This is a genomic window from Yinghuangia aomiensis, assembly GCF_039542225.1.
In the GTDB taxonomy this organism is placed as follows: domain Bacteria; phylum Actinomycetota; class Actinomycetes; order Streptomycetales; family Streptomycetaceae; genus Yinghuangia; species Yinghuangia aomiensis.
Genome location: NZ_BAABHS010000028.1, coordinates 70,589 through 97,323 on the forward strand (window position 1 = coordinate 70,589; position 26,735 = coordinate 97,323).

Sequence of the window (26,735 nt, forward strand, 5' to 3'; positions counted from 1 at the left end):
GACTTCCCGTCATGTGTCCGGCCCGATGGGGCCGGAGATCGGACCGTGCCATGAGCCTTGTGCAGCCGTTTCGGATCGATGTGCCGGACGCGGTTCTCGACGACCTGCGCGACCGACTCGCCCGAACTCGCTGGCCCGAGCCGGTGCCGGGCACCGGGTGGGACGCCGGGACGGACACCGAGTACCTGCGCGAGCTGTGCGCGTACTGGCGGGACGGCTACGACTGGCGCGTGCACGAGGCCGCGCTGAACGCGCACCCGAACCACGTCACCGAGATCGACAGCCAGCGCATCCACTTCGTGCACGCACGGTCCGCCGATCCGGACGCGCTGCCGCTGGTGATCAGCCACGGCTGGCCGGGGTCGGTCGCCGAGTTCGCGAAGATCGTCGGGCCGCTGACCGAGCCGGGCCCGGACGCCTTCCACGTGGTGTGCCCGTCGCTGCCGGGGTACGGCTGGTCGAGCCCGGTCCGCGAAGCCGGCTGGGGCCCGGTGCGGATGGCCGCGGCCGTCGCCGAGCTGATGGCGCGGCTCGGCTACGACCGGTACGGGGCGCAGGGCGGCGACTGGGGTTCGGTGGTGTCGACCGAGCTGGCGCTGGCGCGGCCGGAAAACGTCGTCGGACTGCACATCAACCTGCTGATCGCCGGCCCGGGTCCGGACGACGATCCGGCCGGGTTCACCGATGCCGAGCGGGCGTCGCTCGCGCGCATGCGGGACCTGGGGCGCGACGAGGCGGGCTACCTGCGACTGCAGGCGACCAAGCCGTACACGCTCGGGCACGGCCTCACCGATTCACCGGCCGGCCTGGCGTCGTGGATCGTGGAGAAGTTCCGCGGCTGGAGCGACTGCGGCGGCGACGTCGAGGCGTCGTTCACCCGGGACGAGCTGCTCACGAACATCACCCTGTACTGGGTGACGGCGACCGCCCATTCGGCCGCGCGCCTCTACTACGAGAACGCGGTGGCGGCCGCGGAGCCGCGCGAGCGGGGCCGGGTGGAGGTGCCGACCGGGTACGCGTACTTCCCCGCGGAGCGGCTGAGCACCCCGTCGCGGCGGTGGGCGGAGCGGCAGTACAACCTGGTGCACTGGACGGACATGCCGTCGGGCGGGCATTTCGCCGCGATGGAGGAGCCGGAGCTGCTCGTCGAGGACATCAGGGCGTTTTTCCGGCCACTGCGGGCCAAGACGCTCAAGGTGACCGGTTGGTAACCACCCGTAGGGGTGGGCGGTCGCACGGCGGGCCGCGCGGAGTGGGTAGGGTGGCTTGGCCCTAGACCCGACCGGGGGAAAGACGTGCTGTTCTACCACTTCATGCACCGCGTCGTCGCACCGACCTCGCGCGCGATCTGGCGTCCCCGCGTCGAAGGAGCGGACAACGTCCCGAAGACCGGCGGCGTGATCATCGCGAGCAACCACATGTCGTTCTGCGACAGCCTGGTGATCCCGCTGGTCGCGCCGCGTCAGGTCACGTTCCTGGCGAAGGCCGAGTACTTCGAGGGCACCGGGATCCGGGGCGCGGCCAGCCGCGCGTTCTTCGAGGGCCTCGGCGCGGTGCCGGTGCCGCGCTCCGAGAACCGCGGCGCGATGGCGGCGCTGGAAGCCGGCAAGGGCGTCCTCGACCAGGGGCGCGCGTTCGGGATCTACCCGGAAGGCACGCGTTCGCTGGACGGGCGGCTGTACCGCGGGCGTACCGGCGTCGCGTGGCTGGCGCTGACCGCCCGCGTGCCGGTGGTGCCGGTGGGGCTGGTGGACACCGAGAAGGTGCAGCCGATCGGCACGAAGATCCCCAAGTTCTCGCCGAAGGCGCTGGTGCGGTTCGGCGAGGCGATGGACTTCTCCGCGCACTACGACCGCAAGGACGTCGGCAAGGCCCGCCGCGAGATCACCGACGAGATCATGGAAGCGATCCAGAAGCTGTCGGGCCAGGAGACGGCGGGCGTCTACAACGAGAGGCCCGTCGAGGACGCCTGACCGGCCCTTCCCCACGGCGCAGAACCCCCAACGCGACACGCACCGCGCGAAATCCACCGGCCGCCGCATGCCCGGCGTTACAGTCGGCTCTTCCCGCCATGTCGGTTTTCCGATGCTCTCCGGTGGGATCCGGCCGATTCCGGCTGGTTTCAGCCGGTTCGGTAGGTTCGTTGACTGTTGGGGGTCGGGCATGTCTCCAGTCGTACGCGCCGCACTCGTGCAGGCCAAGTGGACGGGCGACACCACGTCGATGGTCGACCGGCACGAGGCGTACGCCCGCGAGGCCGCGGCGCAGGGCGCGCAGGTGATCGGGTTCCAGGAAGTCTTTAACGCCCCGTACTTCTGCCAGGTCCAGGAGCCCGAGCACTATCAGTGGGCCGAGCCGGTCCCGGACGGGCCGACGACCGCGCGGATGAGCGCGCTCGCGCGCGAGCTGGGCATGGTGATCGTCGTCCCGGTCTACGAGCGCGAGCAGTCCGGGTTCCTGTACAACACCGCCGCGGTGATCGACGCCGACGGCACGGTGCTCGGCAAGTACCGCAAGCACCACATCCCGCAGCTCAAGGGCTTCTGGGAGAAGTACTACTTCCGCCCGGGCAACATGGGCTGGCCGGTGTTCGACACCGCGGTCGGCAGGATCGGCGTGTACATCTGCTACGACCGGCACTTCCCGGAGGGCTGGCGGGCCCTCGGCCTGGCCGGGGCGCAGCTCGTCTACAACCCGTCGGCGACCAGCCGCGGCCTGTCGTCGTACCTGTGGCAGCTGGAGCAGCCGGCCGCCGCGGTCGCCAACGAGTACTTCATCGCGGCGATCAACCGGGTCGGCGTCGAGGAGTACGGCGACAACGACTTCTACGGCACCAGCTACTTCGTCGACCCGCGCGGGCAGTTCGTCGGCCCGGTCGCATCCGAGCACGACGAGGAACTCGTGGTCCGGGACCTGGACTTCGGGGTCATCGACGAGGTCCGCACGCAGTGGCAGTTCTACCGCGACCGCCGACCGGACGCGTACGGCCCGCTCACGGAGGCCTGACATGCGCATCCTGGTCCGCGGCGGCCTCGTGGTGACCGCCGCCGAGGAAATGTACGCCGACGTCCTCGTCGAGGGCGAACGCATCGCCGCGGTCGCGTCGCCGGAGACCGCCGAGGGCTGGCTGCGCGGCGTGGACCGGGTCGTCGACGCGACGGGCAAGTACGTGGTCCCGGGCGGCGTCGACGTGCACACCCACATGGAGATGCCGTTCGGCGGCACGGTCGCGGCCGACACGTTCGAAACCGGCACGCGCGCCGCCGCGTTCGGCGGCACCACCACGATCGTGGACTTCGCGATCCAGAAAGTCGGCGGCTCGCTCCGCGAAGGCCTCGACGCGTGGCATGCCAAAGCCGACGGCAAGTGCGCCGTCGACTACGGCTTCCACATGATCCTCGCCGACGTCAACGACGCCACGTTGAAGGAAATGGACGGGCTGGTCGGCGAAGGCGTCACCAGCTTCAAGATGTTCATGGCCTACCCCGGCGTGTTCTACAGCGACGACGGCCGGATCCTGCGCGCGATGCAGCGGGCCGCGCACAACGGCGCACTGCCGATGATGCACGCCGAGAACGGCATCGCCATCGACGTGCTGATCGCCCAGGCCCTCGCCGAAGGCCGCACCGACCCGCGCGTGCACGGCGAGGTCCGCAAGGCGCTCCTCGAAGCCGAGGCCACCCACCGGGCGATCCAGCTCGCCCGCGTCGCGGGCAGCCCCCTGTACGTCGTGCACGTGTCCGCCGCGGAAGCCGTCGCCGAGATCACCCAGGCGCGCGACCTCGGGCTCGACGTGTTCGGCGAGACCTGCCCGCAGTACCTCTTCCTGTCCACGGACGACCTCGCCCGGCCGGACTTCGAAGGCGCCAAGTACGTGTGCTCGACGCCGCTGCGGCCCGCCGAACACCAGGCGGCCTTGTGGCGCGGACTGCGCGGCAACGACCTGAGCGTGGTGTCGACCGACCACTGCCCGTTCTGCTTCACCGGCCAGAAGGACCTCGGCCGCGACGACTTCTCCAAGATCCCCAACGGGCTGCCGGGCGTCGAGAACCGCATGGACCTGCTGCACCAGGCCGTCGTCGACGGGCACATCTCGCGCCGCCGCTGGATCGAACTCGCGTGCGCCGCACCCGCACGCATGTTCGGCATGTACCCGCGCAAGGGCACCATCGCGCCGGGCGCCGACGCCGACCTCCTCGTCTACGACCCGGCCGCCAAGCACACCCTGTCCGCGGCCACGCACCACATGAACGTCGACTACTCGGCGTACGAAGGCCGCGAAGTCACCGGCCGCGCCGACCTCGTCATGTCGCGCGGCCAGGCGATCGTCGAAGGCGGCCGCTACTTCGGACGCCCCGGCGACGGACGGTACGTCGAACGCGCGACCTGCCAGTACCTGAACGGCGGCTGAGCCCCCCTTTTCCGCCGCCCCCTTCCGTCTTTCCGCCCTCCCGCCTTCCGTCTTCCGACTTCCGTCTTCCGTCCTCCGCACCCTCAGGGAAGAACCGCCATGGACTTCGGCCTGGTCCTGCAAGCCGACCCGCCCGCCGACGACGTCATCGCCCTCATGCGTACCGCCGAAGCGGCCGGGTTCACGCACGGCTGGACGTTCGACTCGGTGGTGCTGTGGCAGGAGCCGTTCGTCATCTACAGCCGCATTCTGGAAGCCACCAGCCGGATCCGCATCGGCCCCATGGTGACGAACCCGATCACCCGCGACTGGACCGTCACCGCATCCCTGTTCGCCACCCTCAACGACATGTACGGGCCGCGTACCGTCTGCGGCATCGGCCGCGGCGACTCGGCCGTCCGTGTCCCCGGCGGGCACCCGGCCACCCTCGCCCGGCTCGGCGAAGGCATGCGCGTCATCAAGGAACTCGCGGAAGGCCGCGAAGTCGACATGCACGGCACCCGCGTCCGCATCCCGTGGGTGCGCCCGGAAGCCGCGCAACTGCCGATCTGGATGGCCGGATACGGGCCGCGCGCCCTCGAACTCGTCGGCCGCCAAGCCGACGGGTTCATCCTCCAGCTCGCCGACCCGTACCTGACCGACTTCATGGTCAAGTCCGTCCGCCTCGCCGCCGAACGCGCCGGACGCGACCCCGACGCCATCACGATGTGCGTCGCCGCGCCCGCATACGTCACCGCCGACGACTCCGCCGGCGCGCTGTCCCACGCCCGCGACCAGTGCCGCTGGTTCGGCGGCATGGTCGGCAACCACGTCGCCGACCTGGTCGCCCGCTACGGCGAGCACTCGTCGGCCGTGCCCGACGAGCTGACCGCGTACATCAAGAACCGCCAGGGCTACGACTACAGCCACCACGGCCGGGCCGACAACCCGTCGACCGACTTCGTGCCGGACAACGTCATCGACCGCTTCTGCCTGATCGGCCCGGTCGAGACGCACGTGCAACGCCTCATGGAACTCCGCGAGATCGGCATCGACCAGTTCGCGGTGTACGCGATGCACGACGAGCGGGACAGCACGGTGGCGGCTTACGGAGAACGGGTCGTTCCGCTGCTGGGGTGAGGGGCGGCCGGTTGCCGGCGGCTCATTCGTCCGACGGGGTTCCGGGGCCCCAGCCGTCCCGGAACCTGCCCTGTTCGTGGTCGCGCAGCATCATCGTGTAGACCGGCGAGAGCGGGTACGGGCGCGAGAACCCGACCGCGCGGTAGCCCTGGCGGGCCCAGAACGCCACCGCGGCGGGAGCGCTCGGGCGCAGCGTGAGCGTGGTGCGGGTGCCGGTCCAGGGGCCGACGAGCGCGCGGTGCATGGCGGTGCCGAGGCGCTGCCGACGGAACTGCTTGCGGACGACGAACTCGTAGACGGCGAAGGTCTGCCGGCCGTCCTCCCGGGTCATCCGGTCGGGCAGCGGGTCGAGCATGCCGGACCACCAGCGGGTGTCGGGCTGCAGCGCGGTGCCGAGCGCGAAGCCGTACGGCACCCCGCCTTCGGTCGACCGGGCGAACACCAGGCGGAAGTACGGGTTCGCCAGGTGCTGGGCGAGCACGCCCGCGTCCCAGGCCTCGGCGTCGGCTTCGGTCCGCAGATATGGTTCCTCGGCGTACACCTCGGTATAGAGCGCGCGTATCGCGGCGCGCATCGCGGGGCGCGCGACCTCGTCGGCCGCGATGTGGTCGAGCGTCCAGGGGACGGGGGCGCTCACGGCGACTCCTTCGGGGCGGAATGTGCGCAGGACGTGGGGCGTGGACCTGCCGTGTCGCACCCCCGGGACCGGCACGATCGTAGCCGCGACGCGCCCGGTCGCGCAGTCGCGGGCGGCGCGGTCGGCGGTAGCGTTCCGGCATGATCAGAAGCGCTGTGCGGGAGGACGTCCCGACCATCGTCCGGTTCGTGTACGAACTCGCCGCCTACGAACAGGCCCCGCACGAGGCCCGGGCCACGGCGGAGGACTTCGAACGCGACCTGTTCGGCCCGGCCCCGGCCGCGCGGGTCCTGATCGCGCAGGACGACGCGACGGGCGAACCGGTGGGCTTCGCCTTGTGGTTCACGACGTACTCGACGTGGCTGGGGAAGCCGGGGATCTACCTGGAGGACTTGTTCGTCACCCCCGCGGCGCGGGGCGGCGGGCACGGCAAAGCCCTGCTGACGGAGTTGGCCCGGATCGCGGTCGAGCGGGGGTACGGGCGGGTCGAGTGGTCGGTCCTCGACTGGAACGAACCCGCGATCGGCTTCTACCGCAAGCTGGGCGCCGGGCCGCAGGACGAGTGGACGGTGTACCGGCTGACGGGGGAGGCGTTGGCGGAGTTGGGGGGCGCCTGACGCCGGTCCGGGCCTTCGCCGAGCCTTCGCTTGCCCTTTGCCGAGCCTTCGCTGAGCCTTCGCTGCGCCTTCGCGGAGCCGGTGCTAGGCCTTCAGCGGCTTCGTCCAGCGGGTCCACTGGGGTTCGGGGGCGTAGCCCTGGGCGGCCCAGGCGGAGCGGCCGAGTTCGTTGTGGTCGAGGACCATCGCGTCGCCGCGGCGGCCGCCGAGCCGGGTGAAACGCTCCTCGGCGGCGTCGAGGAGGAGCCGGCCGATGCCCTGGCGGCGCCGGGCGGGGTCGACGGCGAGGCGGTAGAGGTGGCAGCGCCAGCCGTCGAAGCCGGCGATGACGGTCCCGGCGATCGCGGCGGCGTCCGGCCCCGACGCCGGGTACGCGATCAGCACCGCCTCGGGGTCCCACGCGACGAGCCGTGCCACCCCGTCGCGATCGTCGGTGATGCTCGTGCCCTCCGCCGCGTGCGCCCAGAAGGCGAGGAGCGCGTCGGCGTCGGCGGGGGTGGCGGTGCGGACGGCGTACGAGGTCATGGCCTCACCAAAGGCAGGAGCACGTCGTCGACGATCTGCTCGACGAACGCGTCGTCGACCGTGCCCGGGGCGGTCAGGTTCTGGTAGATCACCATGGCCGGTCCCACGCGCGCCGTCAAAGGAGTTGCCGCGCCGCGCCGTACCTCGCCGCGCTCCTCGCCCGCGACCAGCACGTCGAGCAGCATGCTCCGGCTCGGCTCCGACACCCGTTCGCGCACCAGCGCGTGCGTCGGGTCGGCATGCCCCTTGACGGCCTGCAGCGCGGGATCCGCCGTCGCCGTGCACGCGGACTTCAGGAACCCCAGCACCGCGATCAGGTCGGCACGCAGATCACCGACGAACTCCACCGCCGAGGCATCCGGAAGCCGGTCGCTGAGCGCGTCCCGCAGCAGCGCTTCCTTGTCCGGCCAGCGCCGGTACAGCGGCGCCTTGCCCGTACGGGCCGCCGCGGCCACCCCGTCCATGCTGAACCCGGCGTAGCCGACTTCCGCGAGTTGCTGGAACACCGCCTGGTAGATGGCCTGTTCGAGTTCGCGGCCGCGGCGGCGCGTGGGCGTCCCCGCGGAGGCGCGGGCCGCGCCGGCACCGCCGGTGGTGGCTGCCACGCGGTCACCTCGCTTCGGATCGTCGGGCGGGATCTGCCGCTTGCCGGGATCCAGTATCGCGGAGGACTTGTAAGAGACCGAAGAGTCTCCTAAAGTCGAGGCACGCGAAGAGACTACATCGTCTCTTAACCGCGGCGCTGCGGCGTCGGCTGCCCGGCCGGCACAGCGTCGCCTTCCCGCCCTGCCATGCCCAGCCATGCCCAGCCACGCCCTGCCCCGGCCTCTCGGCCACGGAAAGACCGGTCCGCCCTCCGGGCCGACCACCGGGCCGGCCGGGCCACCTTCACCCACCCACCGCTCGGGGATTCCGCCATGCCTGCATCCGACCCGCCCGGCACCGCATCCGCCCTCTCCGCGTCCGCCCCCACCGCATCCCGGTCCCGCGTCCCCACCGACAAACCGTCCGCGGACCCCACTCCACCGCGCCCGTCGCTCGTGCTCGCCGTCGTCACCGGCGTCATGCTCCTCATCGGCATCGACGCCACCGTCGTGAACCTGGCGCTGCCCGACATGACCCGCGCCGTCCACCTCTCCCCCACCGCCGGGGCCTGGGTCCTCAACGCCTACACCCTCGCGTTCGGCGGACTCCTCCTGCTCGGCGGCCGCCTCGGCGACGTGTTCGGCCGACGCCGCGCGTTCCTCACCGGCATCGCCCTGTTCACCGCCGCGTCCCTGCTGGCCGGCTGCGCTCCCTGGGCCTGGTGGCTGATCACCGCACGGGTGGTGCAAGGCATCGGCGGAGCGCTGGCCGGCCCCAGCACGATGGCGTTGATCCTCACGACCTTCCCCGGCCCGGCCCGGGCCCGGGCGCTCGCCTGGTACTCCGCGGTGCTGGGCGGCGGCGCGACCGCCGGACTCATCCTGGGCGGCGTCCTCACCGATCTCGCCTCGTGGCGCTGGGTGTTCCTCGTCAACGTGCCACTCGGCATCCTGCTGACCGCAACCGCCGTCCGCGTCCTGCCCGACCCGGCGCGGCAGCACTCCACTCCCGGCCGGCTCGACATCGCCGGCGCGATCACCGGCACCCTGGCGGCGACGGCGTTCGTCTACGCATGCCTCCGCGCCGCCTCCGACGGCTGGTCCGACCCCGCCACCCTCGTCGCCCTCGGGACCGCCGCGCTGACGGCCCCGGCCTTCCTCGCCGTCGAACGACGCGCACCGCAGCCCCTCATGCCGCTCCGGCTCGCCTTCCGCGGCCCCCTCGCCCGCGCGCTGCCGGTCATCGCCCTCCTGGCGGCCGCGGTCTTCGGCACCCTGTTCTTCCTGGGCCGCTACCTCCAGGAAGTACGCGGCTACAGCCCTGTGGCCTCCGGCCTGCTCCTGGTCCCGATGCTGGCCGCGCAGTTCGCCGCCGCCCGCCTGTCGCCGATCCTTTCCCGGCGCTTCGGGCCGACCCGGCTGATCGTCTCCGGCGCGGCCGGCGTCGCCGCAGGCCTGGGCGGCTTCACCCTGCTGGGCCCGCACGACGGCTATGCGGCCGGACTGCTGTGGCCGATGGTCCTGCTCGGCTTGGGCATCGGCATGTCGATGCCCACCCTCAACACGTACGCCCTCGCCGCGGTCTCCCCCGCCGACTCCGGCGCGGCGTCCGGGCTGCTGCAAACCTCCCAGTGGCAAGGCGGCGGCGTCGGCCTGGCCGCGTGGGTCACCGTCTACGGAACCGAGACCCGCGGCGGCGGCACCATGACGTCCGGCATCGCAACAGCCTTGGGCGCGGCCGGAATCTGCGCCGCGGTCGGCTGCCTGCTCGCGATCGTGCTGCTGCGCCGCGGCACCCGCGACGTGCCGTAGTACCGCTACGGGTTTTGGAACCCTCCGAGGACCAGGGGACCGAACGTGAGTGTGCGGAACGCCGCTTGGTCGCGCGTCCGGGATACCGGTGGGGCTTCGGCATGCCACGGGACACGTCGGAGTGGGAGCATGGGCGACCGGGACGAGTCCTCGGGGTTGCCGTGGCGCAAACGGTCTTGCGCCGAGGGAGCCGGAACAGACTGCCGACACAGGAGATGCCCGAGTCCGATGCTGCGACCTGCCGGCACGGTACCCATGCTTGCCGACAGCCGAGCCCGCGACCTGTGGCGCAAGGCCCATCGCGGAGATGTGTCGGATGTCCGCGAGGGTTCGAACAACAAGGTTCACCTGGTCGAGGACGGCGGGCGGCAGTTCGCCCTGAAAGAGCTCAAAAGCCAGGCGGTCGCCTACCCGCTCGAAGACCCCTGCACGAGTTCCGAGGGGAAGATCCAGCAGGTGCTCCAGGAGCACGTGCCGGGAGTCGTCCCGGTGCGTCATGTCGGAGGCCGCGGTTTCCCCGGCTTCATCATGGATGCCGTCTCGGGAAGGTCCGTCGACACCCTGAAGGAAGTATCCGACCAGCCGACGCCGTTTCCCCGGGAAGTCGTTCCGGACATGGCGCGCTTCATCGGCGGGCTGGCCCGCGCCGGGGGTGCCGTCCAGCCACAGTTGACCTGGGGCGGGCCGTACGCCGATGTGGCGAACACGCATGAGGCGCTGACGCTCCACGGCGCGCTCTCCCGCGGGTATCACGAGCGTTTCCGTGCCGAGTTCCGCCCCATCGTCAAAGCTCTCGGACTGTCCGAAGGACTGCTCGGGTCTGTCGACGGACTGATGCGGAAACACGAGTCGGGGCCGGCGCCCCTCGGCCACCGCCTCGCGCCGGCGCAGATGATCAGGGATGCCGGCGGCACCACCTGGAACTTCGACTTCGCGGGAATCCGCAGAGACGATCCCGCCTACCTCGCCTACCGATGCCTGGATCGCTGGAACCCCAGCGAAACCAGCGAGCAACGGTGGGACATCGTGCGGGAGATGCTCTCCGGGCTGCCCAACGGCGGCCGCGACCCGTCGGAGTCGGACAGGCAGCTCATCGAATCTCTCGTCGTCGGCGGTCACGTAGCCACATGGGGCCTGGCCATGGCCACCAGGCTCGCCCGTGGCACGGACCTTGCCGGGGACATGGAACCGGCCACCATGCGCCGGTATGCCCAACGCGTCAACGAACTGCACGCGCTGCGGGGAACGACCCCGGTCGAACCGGACAAGGTCCGCGAAGTGTTCCACGATCACCTGGCGAAGAGCCGGCAGGCCGTCGCGAACGTGGCGCGGGCGCCTCTCTCGCGCGCGCGGCCGGCCGCGGTACCACCCTCGACCGCACCGGAGCCGCGGCCGCGGACCGTCCGGCAGGCGACGGACGTGGCGGGCATGGGGATCGCCGGAATCCCGGCCCACCGGAACTACCTCAAGGTGAACCTGCCTGCCGTCGGCCGGGCGACCGGCGCGGCGATGCCGCGCCCCCCGGTCGGCGTCGAGCACGGGAGTCCGCGGGAACCGGCGCGCGGCACTTTCCGTCCGGCGTCCGCGCCGCCGGTCAAGAGCCTGGCGAAGGGCGCCTGACGGGACCGGCTAACCGAGCGTCCGGTCGGTCCCGTCCGCGGGGAGGGCGACGGCACGGTCCGGCGACTCGGTGAGCCCGGTCAGCAGCCGGGTGTGGATCTCGCGTCCGGCGTCGCTCAGCACCGCGTCGTGGATCAGCAGGGCTTCGCGCGGAGCGACTTCGCGGACGTAGTCGACCGCCTCGGCCACCTTGAGCCACGGCGCGGCCGCGGGCGTCAGCAGCGTGGCGACGGGCTCCTCGGGGACGGTCAGCGCGTCCCCGGGGTGGAACACCAGCCCGTCCACGAGGAATCCGACGTTGTCGACGAGCGGGATGTCACGGTGGATCGTCGCGTGCTTCTCGCCGTACACGTGCACCGGAACGCCTTGCGCGCCGCCGACGGAGAACATGTCCCCGTGCGTCACCGCGTGCACCCGCCCGCCGAGGTCGGCGAACTGCGCGGCGACGGCCGGGTTCGTCCACACCTCAAGCTCGGGGTTCGCCGCGAGTGCGGCCCGCAACCGGTCGGGCACCACGTGATCGAAGTGCTCGTGCGTGACCAGGACCGCATCCGCGCCGTCGACGGCCCCGGGGTCGCTGAACGCGCCGGGATCGATGACCAAGGTGACGCCCTTGGCACGCAGACGGACGCAGGAATGGCCGAGCTTGGTGAACTCCATGGCCGTACGGTACGCCCCGGATCCGGCTCTGGATCGCATGCGGGACGGTCCGTCGCGGAGGCGTGTCCGGCGGCGGGCCGAGGCGGTCGGCGTGGTGCGGTCGCACGCGACTTCGTGGTCCGGGCATTCGACGCGGCCGAAGGCCGGCGTCGGCCGTGGTGTGGTGCGGCGGCAGTGACATGTATATGGCGTCGGCGTCGATGCCCACGGGGTTGGCGGCCGGGTAGCTGTCTTCGACCGTGGCCCAGCCGATGCCGGGGCCGCCTTCCTCTCGTGGTCGGAGATCGCGGACGATCAGCCGCCCGCCCGCCCGCCTGGCGCTGTGCGGCAGTCTGCACTGCCTGGTTCGAGGACCGCATCTTCGAATTCGGGCAGCAGGAGGGGCGGTCCGGCGCGATCGTTCCTCTGAGCGTGAGGGATCCGTTCGCCCGGCTTGCGTCGACGTCGACCCGGACGCCGGGGCACCACCATCGCCGTGATCTCGCCGCCGCTGTCCTGCTCGCCGACTGCGCTCCGTGGGGCTGGTGGCTTCTCACCGCGGGGGTGGCGCAGCGTCAGTGCCGTCGGCTTCGGCTTCGGCTTCGGCTTCGGCTTCGGCTTCGGCTTCGGCTTCGACGGTCGGCGGTGCCGCCTGTACCGCCGTGCCGTCGGCCGTGGCTGCGGTTCGTCAGCCGATCCGGTTCCACACCCACGCGATCTCGTTGATGGCGACGACCGCGACGACGCCCAGCCCGCCGATCACCGCGGTCGCAAGCCCGGCCACCGCCCAGCCGCTCGCGGCGATTTCCGGTTCCCGGGTCCGCGCCACGGGTACGGCCTGCGCCACGCCCAACCCGCAGCCGACACACGCCATCAGCAGTCCGAGAAACCCCCAGATCCCGGCGCCTCCGCCGCCGCCGGGGAGCCCTTGCCAGAGCAGGGCGACCCCGCCGAGGGCCAGGACCCAGGCCACCGCCAGGACGCCGAGGTGGACCAGCGGCGACCGCCGGGACATGAGCCGACCGAACGCGGCCGCGGGGGCCTGGACGCGGGCGGGGAGGGGGATGGAGTCGGCGAGGGCCGGGAGGGGTGGGTGGGGGGTGTCTTGGGAGGTGGAGGGGTCGCCGTCGGTGGTGGTTGCGTCGTCGGAAGCTTCGTCGGCCTCGTGGTCGGCCGCGGCTTGGTCGTCGGCGTCGTCCTCGGTCTCGGTCTCGGTCTCGGTCTCGCGGTCGGCGTCGACGTCGTCGAGGTCCGCATGAGCATCGTCGGCGGCGTCGGCCTCGGCCGCGGTGTCATCGTCGGCTTCGGCACCACCCGGGGTGGCTTCGACGGGGGCGCCGGTGGTCGCCTCGACCGGGTCGGCGACTTCGTCCGTCGACGCGGAGGACGCGTCGGCGGTGTCGGTCGAGGCGGCGTCCGCTGCGACGTCGGCTGCGGTCGCGCGTGTTGCGACGTCGGCTTCGACCGCAGCCTGCGCGAACCCGGCGGGGTGGGCTACAGCCGCGGTGCCGTCAAGGTGTGGCTCGCTGCTGTCTTCCCGCGACACGGAAGACCCATCGACCGCATCGACCGGGCTGACGTGCGGTTCGGTGTCCGCCGTCGACGTGGCTCCCGGTGCCGCACCACTCCTGGACCCGCCTTGCGCAGCCGCAACGTTCGTCGCGGCGGACGACCCCGCATCGTCGTCGTCCACCGGCACGACGGGTGGCGCCGAATCCTCCGTGCGCGCGGCCTGAGCGACGGCTCCCTTCGCCGATGCCGCGGGCCGTCCGACGTCGTCCGTGGGGGGATCGTCGGCCGTTGCCCGCGTCTTTTCGGCGCCGGCCTGCGCGCCGCGCGGACTCCCTGCCTCGACGGATTCCGCTGTCGGAGCGCCTTCACAGCCTGACGTATCGACGGCCGCCGAACGCGACTTGCGAGCGGACGACTTGCGCCGCCGCCCAGCCGGTGCCTCCACGGCCGAGTTGCGCGACTCGCGCGCTCCGACAGCGGACTCGGCCGATGTCGGAGCCGAACTCGACGCCGACCACTCGACCGTTTCGGGCACGGCCGCCGTCGACCGCGAACCATCCGCCGACGTCGCGGCGTTCGTCGACGACGCCCCGTCCGTCACCGTCGGGCCCTCCGTTGACTGTGCCCCGTCCCCCGACGCGGCCACGCCGCCATCCGCCGGTACGTCACCACCTGCGGGCGTGTCCGCCGTCGGTGCCTCCCGCCCCGCCGTCCGCGCCGAGTTCTTGGGCGCCTTCGAACGCCGGGTCCGCGGCTTGGGTTCCTCGGCCGACTCGGCCTGGGGGTGCGGTGACTGTTCGTCCGCGGTGGTCGTCGCCGCGCGCCGCGATTTGCGCGTGCGGGTGGGCGGGGCGGGGCGGTTCTCCACCTCTTCGGACACGGGACCTCCCGACGGGGGCGGTGGACCGCGCGCAACCAGCCCTGCACAGAGCCGAGTACGCGCCGCCACCGACGCTAGGGGGCAGCCCGCCTTCCCATCGAGCCCGACACACCCCAATACAGGGGTATATCACCCGAAATTCACGAATTACCCTGAATTACCCTCAAAGGGAATGGCTTCCGGTCGCCGGCCTGCGGCAAGCAGCCCGGACGGGCGAGGACCAGGCCGCCAAGCGTTCACCGTGCAGCCGCAGAGCCGGTGGCGGCGGTGGCCGACCGGGGCCCGACGACGACCACGGGGGCGACGACCCGGGCATGCGTCCGCGGAAATCGTCAAGCGCCTATCACCGCCCGTGGCGCCCGACTCGCTCTTTCCTCCCCCGGCCCCACGGCGATGCCTACCGGGTGGCGATCCCGACGACGGTCGACCCCCGCGTCCCCGCGGGCTCCAGAGCCTGCGGCGCGAGCGGCAGGAAGGGCCGCGCCGAGGACATCACCAGTGCGGCAGGCCGGGCGTGCGGTCGCCACCGGAAACGCCGCGCATGCGACGTGCCCCACGTCCGGGGAGCGGTGGCACCACTCGCGCCACCAACGGCGTGCGAACGCCGTTGGCTATCCCCGCGGAGCCGTTCCCCGACCAGGGCGATCCCGCCGCCCGGGGTCGACCCCATCCCAGCGGCCTACGACGCGAGTGCCGCGGAGCCCAGCCCAGCCCACAGCAACGGCGACGGCGACGGCGATCCGCCCAACGGTCGCCCCCGCTCTTTCCTCCGGAGCGTGCGGCGCACGTCGTCCGACGGGACGGGCCCGGGAGACACCGCAGGCCTCACGAGCCCCGACCCCGGCGCCCGGCCGCGGTCGGGCGCCCGGCCGGCCTCGTCAGCGGTACATCTCGTCGTCCTCCGGCGGTTCCACCATGTCCCACGGCGGGGGCTCGTCCCACGGGGCGCCGTCGTCCGCGCCGAGGACGGGGGCTCCTCCGCCGCGCGGCGGGCGTGGTGCGGTGCGGGCGGGGGCCGGGCGGCCGGTGCCGTCGGCACCGGCGTTGCCTGCCGCAGGTGCGGCCGACGCGTCCACGGCACGCCCGGCACTCACCGCGTGCGCGGCGCTCAACTCCCCTGCGCCGACAGCATCCTCCGCCGACCGCGGCGCGCCGATAGCCGCCCGGGAGGCACCCGCGGCCCCGGCACTCGCTCCGGCGCCCCCGAGCCGTCCCGCCGTCGCCGAGTCCCCGGCCGCAGCCGCCGACCCGGCGTCCGCCCGCGGGCCGCGCCCCTCGGCTGCGTCGTCAGTCCCGGCAAGGCCGGGCCGCCCCGACGGGACCGAGCCCCCGCCACCGGTCACCGGCGCCCCCGAGGCACTCGGGCTCACGGCCCCGTCCTCCGCCGGCTCCCCCAGCTCTCCCAGCGCCTCCAGAATCTGCTCCCCGTACTTCGCGAGCTTGTTCTCGCCCACTCCGCCGATCGTCGCGAGTTCGGCGAGGGTGCGGGGGCGGCCGGCGGCGATGTCGCGGAGGGTGGCGTCGTGGAAGATCACGTAGGCCGGGACGCCTTGTTCCTTGGCGGTCGCGCCGCGCCAGGCGCGGAGGTGTTCGAAGACCGGGACGGCTTCCGCCGGGAAGTCCTCCGGGGTGCCCTTCGTGCGCGAGCCGCCCGCGGATTTCGTCCGGGCCGTCTTCCCTGCCGCGGTGCGCTGGGTTTCGCGGCGGAGCATGACCTGGTGGCGGCCGCCGAGGACGTCGGCGCTGGCGTCGGTGAGGACGAGGGTGCCGTAGTCGCCTTCGACCGCGATGAGGCCCTGGGCGAGGAGTTGGCGGACGACGCCGCGCCAGGTGGCGTCGTCGAGGTCCGCGCCGATGCCGAAGACGCTGAGGGCGTCGTGGTCGAACTGGATGACCTTCGCGGTCTTCTTGCCGCGGAGGATGTCGATGATCTGGCCGGCGCCGAACTTCTGGCGGCGTTCGCGGGACAGGCGGACGACGGTGGACAGGAGCTTCTGCGCGGGGACGGTGCCGTCCCAGGACTCCGGCGGGGTCAGGCAGGTGTCGCAGTTGCCGCAGGCGGGGGCGCCGGTCTGTCCGAAGTAGGCGAGGAGGCGGGCGCGCCGGCACTCGACGGTTTCGCACAGCGCGAGCATGGCGTCGACGTGGGCGCTGAGCTTGCGCCGGTGGGCGGCGTCGCCCTCGGAGTCGTCGATCATCTTGCGCTGCTGGACGACGTCCTGGAGCCCGTAGGCGAGCCAGGCCGTGGACGGGAGTCCGTCGCGGCCCGCGCGGCCGGTTTCCTGGTAGTAGCCCTCGACGGACTTGGGCAGGTCGAGGTGGGCGACGAACCGCACGTCGGGTTTGTCGATGCCCATGCCGAAGGCGATGGTGGCGACCATGACGACGCCGTCTTCGCGCAGGAAGCGGGCCTGGTTGGCGGCGCGGGTGCGGGTGTCGAGTCCGGCGTGGTACGGCAGCGCGGTCACACCGCTCGCGACGAGGAAGTCGGCGGTCTTCTCCACGGAGGCGCGCGACAGGCAGTAGACGATGCCCGCGTCGTCGGGGTGCTCCTCGCGGATCAGGCGCAGCAGCTGCTTCTTCGGGTCCTGCTTCGACTCGATGCGGTACTGGATGTTGGGCCGGTCGAAGCTGGCGACGAAGTGCCGGGCGCCGTCGAGCTGGAGGCGCTGGGTGATTTCCTTGTGGGTGGCGGGCGTTGCGGTCGCGGTGAGGGCGATGCGCGGGACGTCGGGCCAGCGTTCGTGCAGGTGCGACAGCGCGAGGTAGTCGGGGCGGAAGTCGTGGCCCCATTGCGCGACGCAGTGTGCTTCGTCGATCGCGAACAGGGCGATCTTGCCGCGGTCGAGGAGGCGCAGGGTGCCTTCCACCTGGAGGCGTTCCGGGGCGAGGTAGAGCAGGTCCAATTCGCCGGAGAGGAAGGCGTTTTCGACGCGGCGGCGGTCGTCGGGGCCCTGGGTGGAGTTGAGGAATCCGGCGCGGACGCCCAGGGCGGTGAGGGTGTCGACCTGGTCCTGCATGAGGGCGATGAGCGGCGAGACGACGACGCCGACGCCGTCGCGGACCAGCGCGGGGATCTGGTAGCACAGCGATTTGCCGCCGCCGGTGGGCATCAGGACGAGGGCGTCGCCGCCGCGGGCGACGTGGGTGACGATCTCGTGCTGGTCGCCGCGGAACGCGTCGTAGCCGAAGACGCGCTGGAGCACGCCGTGCACGGATTCGGACACCGGGTCGCCGGGTGTCGGCCCGGCGGCCGTCGCCTCGTGCGGGGGCGGGTCTTCGGGGGCGGTGGGGTCGGGCGTGCTGCGCATCTGGGCATTCTAGGCAGCCGCCCGGACACCCGGCGGGGGCTTTCGGCGGCCGGATCGAACAGTTCGAACCGCGAGGCCGACGTCCCACCCGCCGCACCCGCCACACCGGCCGCGGCCGGGCGCCCGCACGGGCGCCCGGCCGCGATCGCAACACCGGAGGAATCCGGCAACGTCCGTCAGTGGACGGTCAGTCCGCCGTCCGCGCTGATGACCGCGCCGGTGATGTAGCTGCCCGCGTCGGAGGCCAGGAGCAGGGCCGGGCCGACCATCTCGTCGGCGTCGGCCATGCGGCCGAGCGGCGAGGACTTCTTCATGGACTCCACACGTTCGGGGGTGTTGTTGCGGACCATGTCGGTGTCGACGGTGCCGGGCGCGAGCGCGTTGACGCGGATGCCCTCGGCGGCGAGGGCACCGGCCGCGGAGCGGGTGTAGGCGAGCAGCCCGGACTTGGCCTGGGCGTACATCGACGTCGGCTCCGAGCGCAGGAAGACGCCGGCGCTGATGACGTTGATGACGGACGCGCTGCGGCTCTGCCGCAGGTGGGGCAGCGCGTACTGGACGAGGAAGATCGGGCCGCGCAGGTTGACCTGCATGGACTTGTCCCAGGCCTCGGGCGTGTAGTGCCCGATCGGGAGGGTCAGCGGGTTGGCGGCGTTGTTGACGACGATGTCGATGCCGCCGAAGTGCTCGACGGTGCGGTCGACGAGCTTCTGCAGGTCGTCCAGCTCGCCCATGTGCGCGGCGACGGCCAGTGCGGTGCCGCCGGCGGCTTCGATGTCCTTGACGGCGGCTTCGCAGGATTCCGCCTTGCGGCTGGCGACGACGACCTTGGCGCCGCGGGCGGCGAAGCCCTTGGCGATGGCCAGGCCGATGCCGCGGCTGCCGCCGGTGATGACGGCGACCCGTCCGGTCAGGTCGAACGGGTCGGCGGCGTGCTGGTCGGTCATCGATCCTCCGGCGGGTACGTTCCGTACGACTTACCGTCGAAAGAAAACTCGTTTTCTTGGAGAAGGTCAAGGGTTTCGCGCCCGCACACCCCGCGCCGGGCCCGTCGACCCTGCGTAATGAGACATTACTGTCTCATCTGAGGTAGGATTGATTCATGTCGACCGATCGCGAAACCGTCCTGCGCGAGGCCACCGCCCTGCTGATCCGCCGGCCCGCCGCCGCGATGGACGACATCGCGCGCGCCGCCGGAATCAGCCGCGCGACCCTCCACCGCATGTACGCCGGACGCGACGCCCTCGTCCGCGCCATCGGCGCCCGCGCCCTGGAGCAGGTCTCCGCCGCCGTCGACGCCGCCCGCATCGAGGACGGCCCCGCCGACGAGGCCCTGCGCCGCGTGGTCGACGAACTCATGCCCATCGCCGAGTTCCTCGGCATCCTCTACGGCGAGAACGCACTGTGCGAGGTCCCGGAGATCGACGCCGCCTGGCAGCGTATCGACAACCGGGTCAACGCCGTCGTCCGGCAGGGCCAAGCCGACGGCGTCCTTCGCCTGGACCTGCCCGCGGCGTGGATCACCGAAGCCGTCTTCTCCCTCGCCGTCGGCGCCGGATGGGCGGTCCGCGACGGCCGCCTCGCCCGCCGCGAAGCCCCGCGCGGCGTCGCCGAACTCCTCCTCGGCGGCGTCGGCCGGACCCGCGGCTGAACGCCGCGGACACCACCCGGCCGCGCGGCCGCGGGCCTCAGATGTCGGCGACGTGCGCCACGTTCTCCCGGTCCACCGGATCCGCACTCGGCTCCCCCGCGAACCACGCGTCCAGCATCTCGCCGAGCAGCGGCTCCGACGTCAACCGCAGGCTGAGCGCGAGCACGTTGGCATCCGCCCACTTCCGCGCCCCGTCCGCCATCACCGCATCTGTGCACAACGCCGCACGCACACCGGGCACCTTGTTCGCCGCGATCGACGCCCCCGCCCCCGTCCAGCACGCCACGACCGCCTGATCGGCACGCCCCTCCACGACAGCGCGCGCCGCGGCCTCCGAACACCACGCCCAGTCGGCACGCTCACCCGGCACCAGCGCCCCGTACAACTGCACCTCGTGCCCGCGGCGCGCGAGTTCCGCACCGATCAGCTCCGCGACGCCCGCGACCTCGTCCGCCGATACCGCGATCCGCATACCGCCGCACCTCCCTCGACCGGCGGCGCACCGCCGCCGTGGGTCCACCGTGCCACACTCGGACCGTGGCCACGGCCGCGCGGAACTCCCCCGCATACGCCCAATGCCGCGCGTCGTCCGCCGGCCGCGACGGGTCGTGCCGTGGTCGGCTGCGTCCAGCCACGCGCCCTGCTCAGTGCTGCGCGCCCGGGTTCTTCGCCAGGTACGCGTCGACCTTCGCCCGTTCGAAGCTGTAGACGGGGCTGGCCTGTTCCACCGGGACGAAGGTGGCGGTGGCGAGTTCGTCGTACACATCGACGCGGGTGTAGCCGACCCCGGTGACGCCCTGGTAGCTGCCCTTCGGCGGGAACACGTCCGCCCGGTACGCCACCGCCGGCGCCGACCACACCGGAACACCCGCCAGCGCGCCGCACGTCGCGTGGTGGTTGTGGCCGGTCAGCACGATCTTGACGTCGGTGTCCTTGATGACCGCGCCGAGGCGCTCCGGGTTCTCCAGCGACAGCCGCTCCAGGAACGCCAGCGGCGTCGGGATCGGCGGGTGGTGCAGGGCCAGCACCGTGCCGGCCGCGGCGGGCTCGGCGAGTTCCGCGCGCAGCCATTCCAGCTGGGACTCCTCGAGGCCGCCGCCGTGGGTGCCCGGGACGGTGCTGTCGAGGACGACGACGCGGACGTCGCCCGCGTGGTGCACGTAGTCGTGCGGCTCGCCGTGCGGCACCGCCTCCAGGAGTCCCTCGCGGAAGGCCTCGCGCTTGTCGTGGTTGCCCATCGCGAACAGCGCCGGCGTACCGATGCGCCCGGCGGCGGCCTCGACCAGCTCGCGCAGGCGGCGGTACGCGCGGATGTCGCCGGTGTCCGCCAGGTCACCGGTGAAGATCAGCGCCGCGGGGTCCAGATCCGCCCTCTCGACCGCGGCGAGCGCGCGTTCCATCTGGTCGAGCGTGTCGAGCGTGCCCATGAGCAGCTCGCCCTCGGGAACGATGTGCACGTCGCTGAACTGCACGAGGGTGTGGCGGGGAGTACGCACGGGCGGTCCTCACTCGGAACTGGGACGAGAAGGCGGTGACACGTGTCACGGCGCGGCAAGTCCATCCAGAAGAGTGTGACCAGGTCAAGGGTCGCACTATGCGTCCGCGGCCAGGGCGGACCGGTGTCCGGCGCGCCGACCCGGCCGGTTACCGTTTCCCGATGGAGTTCCGCGCGCTCGGCTACCAGCACCCCGACGTCCGCAAGCTCTGCGACGAGGTCCAGCAGATCTACACCGAACGCTACGGCGACCCCGACCAGGGCCCGGTCGACGAGTCCGACTTCGCCCCGCCGTCCGGCCTGTTCCTCGTCGTGTACCAGGACGGCCGCGCGCTCGCGTGCGGCGGCTGGCGCGTCGCCGACCCCGCCGAGCCCGGCCTGTCCGCGGGCGACGCGGAACTCAAGCGCATGTACGTCCGCCCCGACGCCCGCGGCCGCGGCCTCGCCCGCGCGGTCCTCGCCGAGGTGGAACACCGCGCCCGCGAGGCAGGCCGCACCCGCATGATCCTGGAGACCGGCACCCTCCAGCCCGAGGCCATCGCCCTCTACCGCTCCAGCGGCTACACCGACATCCCCGGCTTCGGCTACTACCGCAACAGCCCGCTGAGCGTCTGCATGGCCAAGGAACTGGGGTAACGCCCCCGTCCGGAAGCGATTCCGACCCGGCTCCCGGAGCAGCAGCCCGGCGGCACCTCACACCTGGACCGGACGGTCCCCGTGATCCCGCAGCGGATACTCCTGCGCCCCGGTCACGTGCCGCGACGCCAGCGCGTACGCCCCGTCGCGGTCGCCCGCCGCGATCAGCTCGATCAGCCGGCCGTGCACCCGCAGACCCGCCTCCCGCACCGGGCGCCCCGTGTCCGCGAGCGCCGCATGCGCCCACACCTGCTCCTGGCGCGCCCACAGCACCTCGACCGCGCCCAGCAGGATCTGCATCGTCGCATTGCCGCAACGCGCCACCAGCGCCTCGTGGAAGTCGCGGTTCGCCCGCAGGAACGCCTGCCCGTCGTCGAGCGCATCCGCCATCCGCGCATGCACGTCCGCGAGGAACGGCACCACCGCCACGGCCCGGTCCGCGCGTTCCGCGCACAACGCGGCACACACCGGCTCCAGTTGCCGCAACGCCCCGGCCAGGTCCTCCAACGGGACGTGCCGCGCGTGCATCACCATGCCGAACATGTGCGCCGCGTCCGCGGGCTGCGGCACATGCACGACCGCACCGCCGGTGTTGCCGCGCCGCACCGTGATCAGACCCTCGGTCTCCAGGATCCGGAACGCCTGCCGCACCGTCGTGCGGCCGACGCCGAACTCGGCCATCAGGTCGTCCTGCTTCGGCAGCGTCCCGCCGTCCGGGATGACGCCGTCGAGGATGCGGGCCCGCAGCCGGTCGGCGACGGCGTCGGCGACACTGTGGTGCCGCACCGCCTGCTCGTCGCCGGAACCGACGGCCCGCACCGCGCCCGGGGTCACCCCTCCGCCGTTTCCGCGACCGGCCCCGCGATCGCGCGCTCGACGCCCAGCAGTTCCTCGCCGGACAGCTCCACCACCGCGGCCGCGTTCGCCGCCGCCTGCGCCGCGCTCGTCGCCCCGACCAGGACCGACGGCACACCCGGCTGCGCGGCGAGCCACGACAGCGCCAGCTCCAGCACGCTGCGGCCGATCTGCCGCCCGTACGCCTCCAGCCGCTCCACCGCGGCGAAGTTGTCCTCGGTCGCCGCCCCCGCAAGCCGCGGAATCGCCGCGAACCGGGTGCCGTCCGGGAACCCCTCGCCGCGCCGGTACTTGCCGGTCAGCAGCCCCGACGCCAGCGGGAAGTACGGGATCACCCCGAGGTTCAGATGCCGCGCCGCCGGCACGACCTCCCGCTCGATTTCGCGGTTCAGCAGGCTCCACTCCTGCTGCGTGGCGATGAACCGGGCGCCGCCGCTCGCCCGCGCGATGTGGTCCGCGTCCACCAGCTGCCAGCCGGTCAGGTTCGAGTTGGCCAGGTAGCGGACCTTGCCCTGCCGCACCAGGTCGTCCAGCGCCGAGAGGGTCTCCTCGATCGGCGTGTCCGGGTCCGGGAAATGCAGGTAGTACAGGTCGATGTGGTCCATGCCCAGCCGCCGCAGGCTCGCCTCGCAGGCCCGCATCACATGCCGCCGCGACCCGCCGCCGCCGTACGGGCCACGCGCCGGCGCGCCGAACTTGCTGGCCACCACCACGTCCTCGCGGTGCGTGCCGAGCGCCTTGCCGAGCATCTCCTCGGAACGCCCGCCGCCGCCGTAGACGTCCGCGGTGTCGAAGAACGTGACGCCCGCGTCCAGCGCCGCGCCGACCACCCGGTCGGCCTCGTCGGCGTCGATGCGCATGCCGAAGTTGTTGCAGCCGAGCCCGACCGCCGAGACCTTCAGCCCCGACCCGCCGACCGTGGAGTACCGCACCCGCGCCTCGCTCTCCGCCGTGTCCCCTCGCGCGTCGCCCCGCCTCCGACGGACGGTGCGGGCCCGACACCTTGCCCCACCATCATAGCCATGATAGCTATGAAAGTAGAGTTGACGGCCCGTCAGAACCAACCGGGCCGGCCACCCCGACCCAGCACCCGGGCACGCACCCGACGATCCCACCGCGAGGCCGCCGCATGCGCAAGATTCCCTACGCCGGAAGCGTCCACGACCAAGCCGAAATCGACGCCATGCTGGCCATCCTCAACGGCCCGCCCAGCGCCATGACCATCGGCCGCAACGTCGCCGCCATGGAACAGAAGGTCGCCGCGCTCTTCGGCAAGAGCCACGGCCTCATGTGCAACTCCGGCTCCTCCGCGCTCTACCTCGCCATCGAACTGCTGCGCCTGCAGCCCGGCGACGAGATCATCACCTCCACGCTCACCTTCTCCACCGACATCGCCCCGATGGTGAAGGCCGGCATCGTCCCCGTCCTCGCCGACGTCGACCCGGACAGCTTCCAGATCGACGTCGACCGCCTCGAAGGCCTCATCGGCCCCCGCACCAAAGCCATCCTCACCCCCAACCTGGCCGGCAACGCCCCCGACTGGGACCGCATCCGCGAGATCGCCGACCGGCACAACCTCGTCGTCGTCGAAGACTCCTGCGACGCCCTCGGCGCCACCCTCCGCGGCACCCCCACCGGCACCCGCGCCGACATCTCCGTCACCAGCTTCGCGATGAGCCACATCATCACCTGCGCCGGCAACGGCGGCATGGTCCTCGTCGACGACGAAGCCCTCCGCGACCGCGGCCTCATGCTGCGCCGCTGGGGCCGCCGCTCCGAACTCCAGCTCTTCGGCTCCAAGAAGGGCAACCGCGACTTCTTCGAAGAGATCGACGGCGTCCTGTACGACAACCTGTTCATCTTCGACGAGATCGGCTGGAACTTCGAACCGTCCGAACTCGGCGCCGCGTTCGGCCTCGCCCAGCTCGAGAAGCTCCCCACCTTCCTCGCCACCCGGCAGCGCCACTTCGCCGCCCACCACGCGTTCTTCTCGAAGCACCCCGAGGCGTTCATCCCGCCGCGCCAGACCGACGGCCTGGAGACCGGCTGGCTCAACTTCCCCGCGATCATCAACCCGGAGGCCGGCTTCACCCGCGGCGAACTCCAGCAGTACCTCGAAGAACGCGGCATCTCCACGCGCACCGTCTGGTCCGGCAACATCCTCCGCCAGCCCGGCTTCAAGGACATCGCCCACCGCGCCGACCCGGCGGGCTACCCGAACGCCGACCGCGTCATGGAGTACGCCTTCATCGTCCCGCTGAACCACCGCATGGACGACGAGGACACCGCCTACATCCACGAACAGGTCGAGGCGTTCCTGGCGAGCCGCTGAGCGGGCGCCCGGGCCGCTCCGCCGCGGCCCGGGCCACGCGCGCGTACTGCCGGCCGACTGCGGTGCGGCCCGCTTGAAGGCCGCACGCTCGTCCGGAAACAGCTTTGCGCAAAGTCACTTTCCGCCTAGCTATTTCCGGAAGGGCACACCCGCCTCGCCGCGGCTCACGCCCCGCCCCGCACCTCCTTCTCGAACCAGTGGTGGGCATACGGCTCGTCGTTGAACGCCGGAATCTCGCGGAAGCCGTACGCCCGGTACAGGCCGATCGCCTCGTCGAGCACCTTGTTGGTGTCCAGGCGCAGCACCGTGCGCTCCGCCGCGGCCGCGCGTGCCTCCAACTCGGCCAGGAAGCGTCGCCCCAGCCCCAGCCCCCGGGCGCTCGGCGCCACCCACATGCGCTTCACCTCCGCCGGCAACCCCGCGGGCAGCTTCAAGCCGCCGCACCCCACCGGCTCCCCGTACTGCCGCGCCACCAGGAACACCCCACGCGGTGGCCGCAGTTCACCCGCATCCGGCAGCAGACTCCGCAGCGGGTCGAACCCCGTGTCGAACCGCTCCCCCAGCTCCGCATAGAAGCTGCGCAGGCAGAAGACCGCGTCGGGATGTTCCGGATCGACCTCGTCGATCGACACCGTCCCGGCCGTCAACAACCGGTCGACCTCGGCCATCGCCGCCACCAGCCGCTCCCGCTGCCCGGCGTTCAACGGCGCCAGCAACGACGCGGCGACCTCGTCGCTCCGCCGATCGAGCACGTCGCGCTCACCCCGCCCCGCCTCGGTCAACCGCACCGTCCGCACCCGCCGGTCGGCCTCCGCCGACTCGACCGTCACCAGTCCGGCCGCCTCCAGCGAACGCAGCAGCCGGCTCACATACCCGGAATCCAGCCCCAGCCGCTCCCGCAACTGCCGGACGTCCCGCCCGTCCTCGCCGATCTCCCACAGCAGGCGGGCTTCCCCGATCGGCCGGTCCCGCCCGAGATACCGGTCGTGCAGCACCCCCACCCGCGCGGTCACGGTGCGGTTGAAGCGGCGGACGTCGTCGATGTGCGCAGCGTCAGTCATTCTCTGACTTTAGTCAGAGATTTCCCGGCGCGCAGCCCGCGCCCACAAAAAACGGCGGGGCCGGTGGTTCCCCACCGACCCCGCCGCCCGCTCCTGCATCGACCGCATCACCGCATCAGCTGCGGAGTTCCTTCGCCGCCTCGGTCAGGTCCTTCGCCGTGTCGATCGCCCGCCAGTAGGCCCCCTGCGGAATCGGGAAGCCGGCCAGGCGGTGCTCGCGAGCCAGCCGCGGGAAGGTGGTGCGCTCGTGATCGCCCACCTCCGGCAGCATGGCGGTGAACTCCGGCGCGAAGACGTACACGCCCGCGTTGATCAGGTACGGCGACGGCGGCGCCTCGATGAAGTCCAGGACGTGGCCGAACTTGTCGGTGTCCACGACACCCCACGGAATGCGCGGCCGGGCCAGCGCCAGGGTCGCCACCGCGTGGCGCTCCTCGTGGAACGCGGCCATCTCGCGCAGCGAGAAGCGCGTCCAGATGTCCCCGTTGGTCGCGTACCAGGGCTCCTCCGGCCGCGGCAGCGCCGCCGCCGCGAACCGCAGGCCCCCGCCGCGCCCGAGCGGCTCCGTCTCCACGACCGTGGTGACGGACAACGGCAGTTCGGCGCTCTTCAGCCAGTCCTGCAGCACCTCCGCGAGGTGCCCGCAGGACACGACGACATTCGTGACGCCTTCCGCGGCAAGCCACTCCAGTTGGTGCCCGATGATCGGCGTCCCGGTACCGGGGATCTCCACCATCGGCTTGGGCCGGTCATCGGTGTAGGGCCGCAGCCGCGACCCCTGGCCGCCGGCCAGGATCACGGCTTGCGTCACGGGCGCGGCACCGGACCGCGCGCTGAGCTGTGCGGAAGTCATGCCCGTAACCCTAGCGATCCCCCCGCCACCCACCCACCCATCACCCACCCATCACCCACCCGAGCGCAACTCCCCCGAAGCGCCCCACCAGCCGACCCAATGCCGACCTCGCCGCCCACCCGACCGCAGCCCACCCGACCGCTGCCCACGCCAACCTCCGCCCTCGCGCGCCCCGATCGCCGACG

The 26,735-nt window shown here is 72.2% G+C and carries 24 protein-coding genes; 11 read left to right on the forward strand and 13 right to left on the reverse strand.

Annotated features, from left to right (window positions below):
- Positions 1-50 precede the first annotated feature (50 nt).
- The 5 genes from ABEA93_RS31090 to ABEA93_RS31110 all read left to right on the forward strand — a co-directional run bounded on the left by ABEA93_RS31090 (position 51) and on the right by ABEA93_RS31110 (position 5,530).
- Entirely contained in the window at positions 51-1,211 is a 1,161-nt protein-coding gene (locus ABEA93_RS31090; protein WP_345679191.1) for an epoxide hydrolase family protein, read from the forward strand.
- 84 nt (positions 1,212-1,295) lie between these two features.
- Positions 1,296-1,973 (forward strand): lysophospholipid acyltransferase family protein, encoded by a 678-nt coding sequence (locus ABEA93_RS31095; protein ID WP_345679192.1) that lies wholly within the window; start codon positions 1,296-1,298, stop codon positions 1,971-1,973.
- A 190-nt stretch (positions 1,974-2,163) separates the two neighbouring features.
- Positions 2,164-3,006 carry a nitrilase-related carbon-nitrogen hydrolase gene (locus ABEA93_RS31100; RefSeq protein ID WP_345679193.1) on the forward strand — a complete coding sequence of 281 codons (843 nt, stop codon included), beginning with the start codon at positions 2,164-2,166 and terminating at the stop codon, positions 3,004-3,006.
- Between the two features lies 1 nt (position 3,007).
- The gene (gene hydA, locus ABEA93_RS31105) at positions 3,008-4,411 is read left to right on the forward strand and encodes a dihydropyrimidinase (RefSeq protein WP_345679194.1); all 1,404 of its coding nucleotides are present in this window, start codon (positions 3,008-3,010) and stop codon (positions 4,409-4,411) included.
- A gap of 99 nt (positions 4,412-4,510) precedes the next feature.
- Complete coding sequence (locus tag ABEA93_RS31110; protein WP_345679195.1) at positions 4,511-5,530, forward strand: TIGR03842 family LLM class F420-dependent oxidoreductase; 1,020 nt, start codon at positions 4,511-4,513, stop codon at positions 5,528-5,530.
- A gap of 22 nt (positions 5,531-5,552) precedes the next feature.
- Here the strand turns inward: ABEA93_RS31110 and ABEA93_RS31115 are convergent, their stop codons facing one another.
- Positions 5,553-6,167, reverse strand: a complete 615-nt coding sequence (locus ABEA93_RS31115) for a GNAT family N-acetyltransferase (protein WP_345679196.1) — start codon at positions 6,165-6,167, stop codon at positions 5,553-5,555.
- Positions 6,168-6,307: 140 nt separating this feature from the next.
- Here ABEA93_RS31115 and ABEA93_RS31120 point away from each other — a divergent pair, with 140 nt between their 5' ends.
- Positions 6,308-6,784 carry a GNAT family N-acetyltransferase gene (locus tag ABEA93_RS31120; protein WP_345679197.1) on the forward strand — a complete coding sequence of 159 codons (477 nt, stop codon included), beginning with the start codon at positions 6,308-6,310 and terminating at the stop codon, positions 6,782-6,784.
- An 84-nt stretch (positions 6,785-6,868) separates the two neighbouring features.
- Here the strand turns inward: ABEA93_RS31120 and ABEA93_RS31125 are convergent, their stop codons facing one another.
- Both ABEA93_RS31125 and ABEA93_RS31130 read right to left on the reverse strand, forming a co-directional pair.
- Positions 6,869-7,309, reverse strand: a complete 441-nt coding sequence (locus ABEA93_RS31125) for a GNAT family N-acetyltransferase (protein ID WP_345679198.1) — start codon at positions 7,307-7,309, stop codon at positions 6,869-6,871.
- Positions 7,306-7,914 carry a TetR/AcrR family transcriptional regulator gene (locus ABEA93_RS31130; RefSeq protein WP_345679199.1) on the reverse strand — a complete coding sequence of 203 codons (609 nt, stop codon included), beginning with the start codon at positions 7,912-7,914 and terminating at the stop codon, positions 7,306-7,308. The genes ABEA93_RS31125 and ABEA93_RS31130 overlap by 4 nt, the downstream gene beginning before the upstream one ends.
- Before the next feature lie 312 nt (positions 7,915-8,226).
- On the opposite strand from ABEA93_RS31130, the gene ABEA93_RS31135 reads away from it, so the two are divergent.
- Both ABEA93_RS31135 and ABEA93_RS31140 read left to right on the forward strand, forming a co-directional pair.
- A complete protein-coding gene (locus ABEA93_RS31135) occupies positions 8,227-9,705 on the forward strand; it encodes an MFS transporter (protein WP_345679200.1) in 1,479 nt (492 codons plus the stop codon).
- Between the two features lie 129 nt (positions 9,706-9,834).
- Positions 9,835-11,325 carry a hypothetical protein gene (locus tag ABEA93_RS31140; RefSeq protein WP_345679201.1) on the forward strand — a complete coding sequence of 497 codons (1,491 nt, stop codon included), beginning with the start codon at positions 9,835-9,837 and terminating at the stop codon, positions 11,323-11,325.
- 9 nt (positions 11,326-11,334) lie between these two features.
- On the opposite strand, the gene ABEA93_RS31145 is transcribed toward ABEA93_RS31140, so the two are convergent.
- The 4 genes from ABEA93_RS31145 to ABEA93_RS31160 form a co-directional block, all read right to left on the reverse strand.
- Positions 11,335-11,985 carry an MBL fold metallo-hydrolase gene (locus ABEA93_RS31145; protein WP_345679202.1) on the reverse strand — a complete coding sequence of 217 codons (651 nt, stop codon included), beginning with the start codon at positions 11,983-11,985 and terminating at the stop codon, positions 11,335-11,337.
- A 667-nt stretch (positions 11,986-12,652) separates the two neighbouring features.
- Positions 12,653-13,510 (reverse strand): hypothetical protein, encoded by an 858-nt coding sequence (locus ABEA93_RS31150; protein WP_345679203.1) that lies wholly within the window; start codon positions 13,508-13,510, stop codon positions 12,653-12,655.
- Positions 13,511-15,234: 1,724 nt separating this feature from the next.
- Positions 15,235-17,667 (reverse strand): DNA helicase RecQ, encoded by a 2,433-nt coding sequence (gene recQ / locus ABEA93_RS31155; protein ID WP_345679204.1) that lies wholly within the window; start codon positions 17,665-17,667, stop codon positions 15,235-15,237.
- 176 nt (positions 17,668-17,843) lie between these two features.
- Entirely contained in the window at positions 17,844-18,614 is a 771-nt protein-coding gene (locus ABEA93_RS31160) for an SDR family NAD(P)-dependent oxidoreductase (protein WP_345679205.1), read from the reverse strand.
- A 155-nt stretch (positions 18,615-18,769) separates the two neighbouring features.
- On the opposite strand from ABEA93_RS31160, the gene ABEA93_RS31165 reads away from it, so the two are divergent.
- On the forward strand, positions 18,770-19,318 hold the full coding sequence (locus ABEA93_RS31165; RefSeq protein WP_345679206.1) for a TetR/AcrR family transcriptional regulator: 549 nt from the start codon (positions 18,770-18,772) through the stop codon (positions 19,316-19,318).
- Between the two features lie 37 nt (positions 19,319-19,355).
- On the opposite strand, the gene ABEA93_RS31170 is transcribed toward ABEA93_RS31165, so the two are convergent.
- Both ABEA93_RS31170 and ABEA93_RS31175 read right to left on the reverse strand, forming a co-directional pair.
- Positions 19,356-19,790 (reverse strand): RpiB/LacA/LacB family sugar-phosphate isomerase, encoded by a 435-nt coding sequence (locus tag ABEA93_RS31170; protein ID WP_345679207.1) that lies wholly within the window; start codon positions 19,788-19,790, stop codon positions 19,356-19,358.
- A 172-nt stretch (positions 19,791-19,962) separates the two neighbouring features.
- Complete coding sequence (locus tag ABEA93_RS31175) at positions 19,963-20,814, reverse strand: metallophosphoesterase (protein WP_345679208.1); 852 nt, start codon at positions 20,812-20,814, stop codon at positions 19,963-19,965.
- Positions 20,815-20,975: 161 nt separating this feature from the next.
- On the opposite strand from ABEA93_RS31175, the gene ABEA93_RS31180 reads away from it, so the two are divergent.
- Entirely contained in the window at positions 20,976-21,449 is a 474-nt protein-coding gene (locus ABEA93_RS31180; RefSeq protein ID WP_345679209.1) for a GNAT family N-acetyltransferase, read from the forward strand.
- A gap of 57 nt (positions 21,450-21,506) precedes the next feature.
- Here ABEA93_RS31180 and ABEA93_RS31185 read toward each other — a convergent pair whose 3' ends face one another.
- Both ABEA93_RS31185 and ABEA93_RS31190 read right to left on the reverse strand, forming a co-directional pair.
- Positions 21,507-22,283 (reverse strand): FadR/GntR family transcriptional regulator, encoded by a 777-nt coding sequence (locus ABEA93_RS31185; protein ID WP_345679210.1) that lies wholly within the window; start codon positions 22,281-22,283, stop codon positions 21,507-21,509.
- Positions 22,280-23,236 carry an aldo/keto reductase gene (locus ABEA93_RS31190; protein ID WP_345679211.1) on the reverse strand — a complete coding sequence of 319 codons (957 nt, stop codon included), beginning with the start codon at positions 23,234-23,236 and terminating at the stop codon, positions 22,280-22,282. The genes ABEA93_RS31185 and ABEA93_RS31190 overlap by 4 nt, the downstream gene beginning before the upstream one ends.
- Before the next feature lie 197 nt (positions 23,237-23,433).
- Between ABEA93_RS31190 and ABEA93_RS31195 the strand changes: the two genes are divergently transcribed.
- Positions 23,434-24,636 carry a DegT/DnrJ/EryC1/StrS family aminotransferase gene (locus tag ABEA93_RS31195; RefSeq protein WP_345679212.1) on the forward strand — a complete coding sequence of 401 codons (1,203 nt, stop codon included), beginning with the start codon at positions 23,434-23,436 and terminating at the stop codon, positions 24,634-24,636.
- Positions 24,637-24,800: 164 nt separating this feature from the next.
- Here the strand turns inward: ABEA93_RS31195 and ABEA93_RS31200 are convergent, their stop codons facing one another.
- Both ABEA93_RS31200 and ABEA93_RS31205 read right to left on the reverse strand, forming a co-directional pair.
- Positions 24,801-25,697: a bifunctional helix-turn-helix transcriptional regulator/GNAT family N-acetyltransferase gene (locus ABEA93_RS31200; protein ID WP_345679213.1), complete on the reverse strand. Its 897-nt coding sequence runs from the start codon at positions 25,695-25,697 to the stop codon at positions 24,801-24,803.
- Between the two features lie 115 nt (positions 25,698-25,812).
- Positions 25,813-26,550, reverse strand: a complete 738-nt coding sequence (locus ABEA93_RS31205) for a nucleotidyltransferase family protein (RefSeq protein ID WP_345679214.1) — start codon at positions 26,548-26,550, stop codon at positions 25,813-25,815.
- Positions 26,551-26,735: the final 185 nt, after the last annotated feature.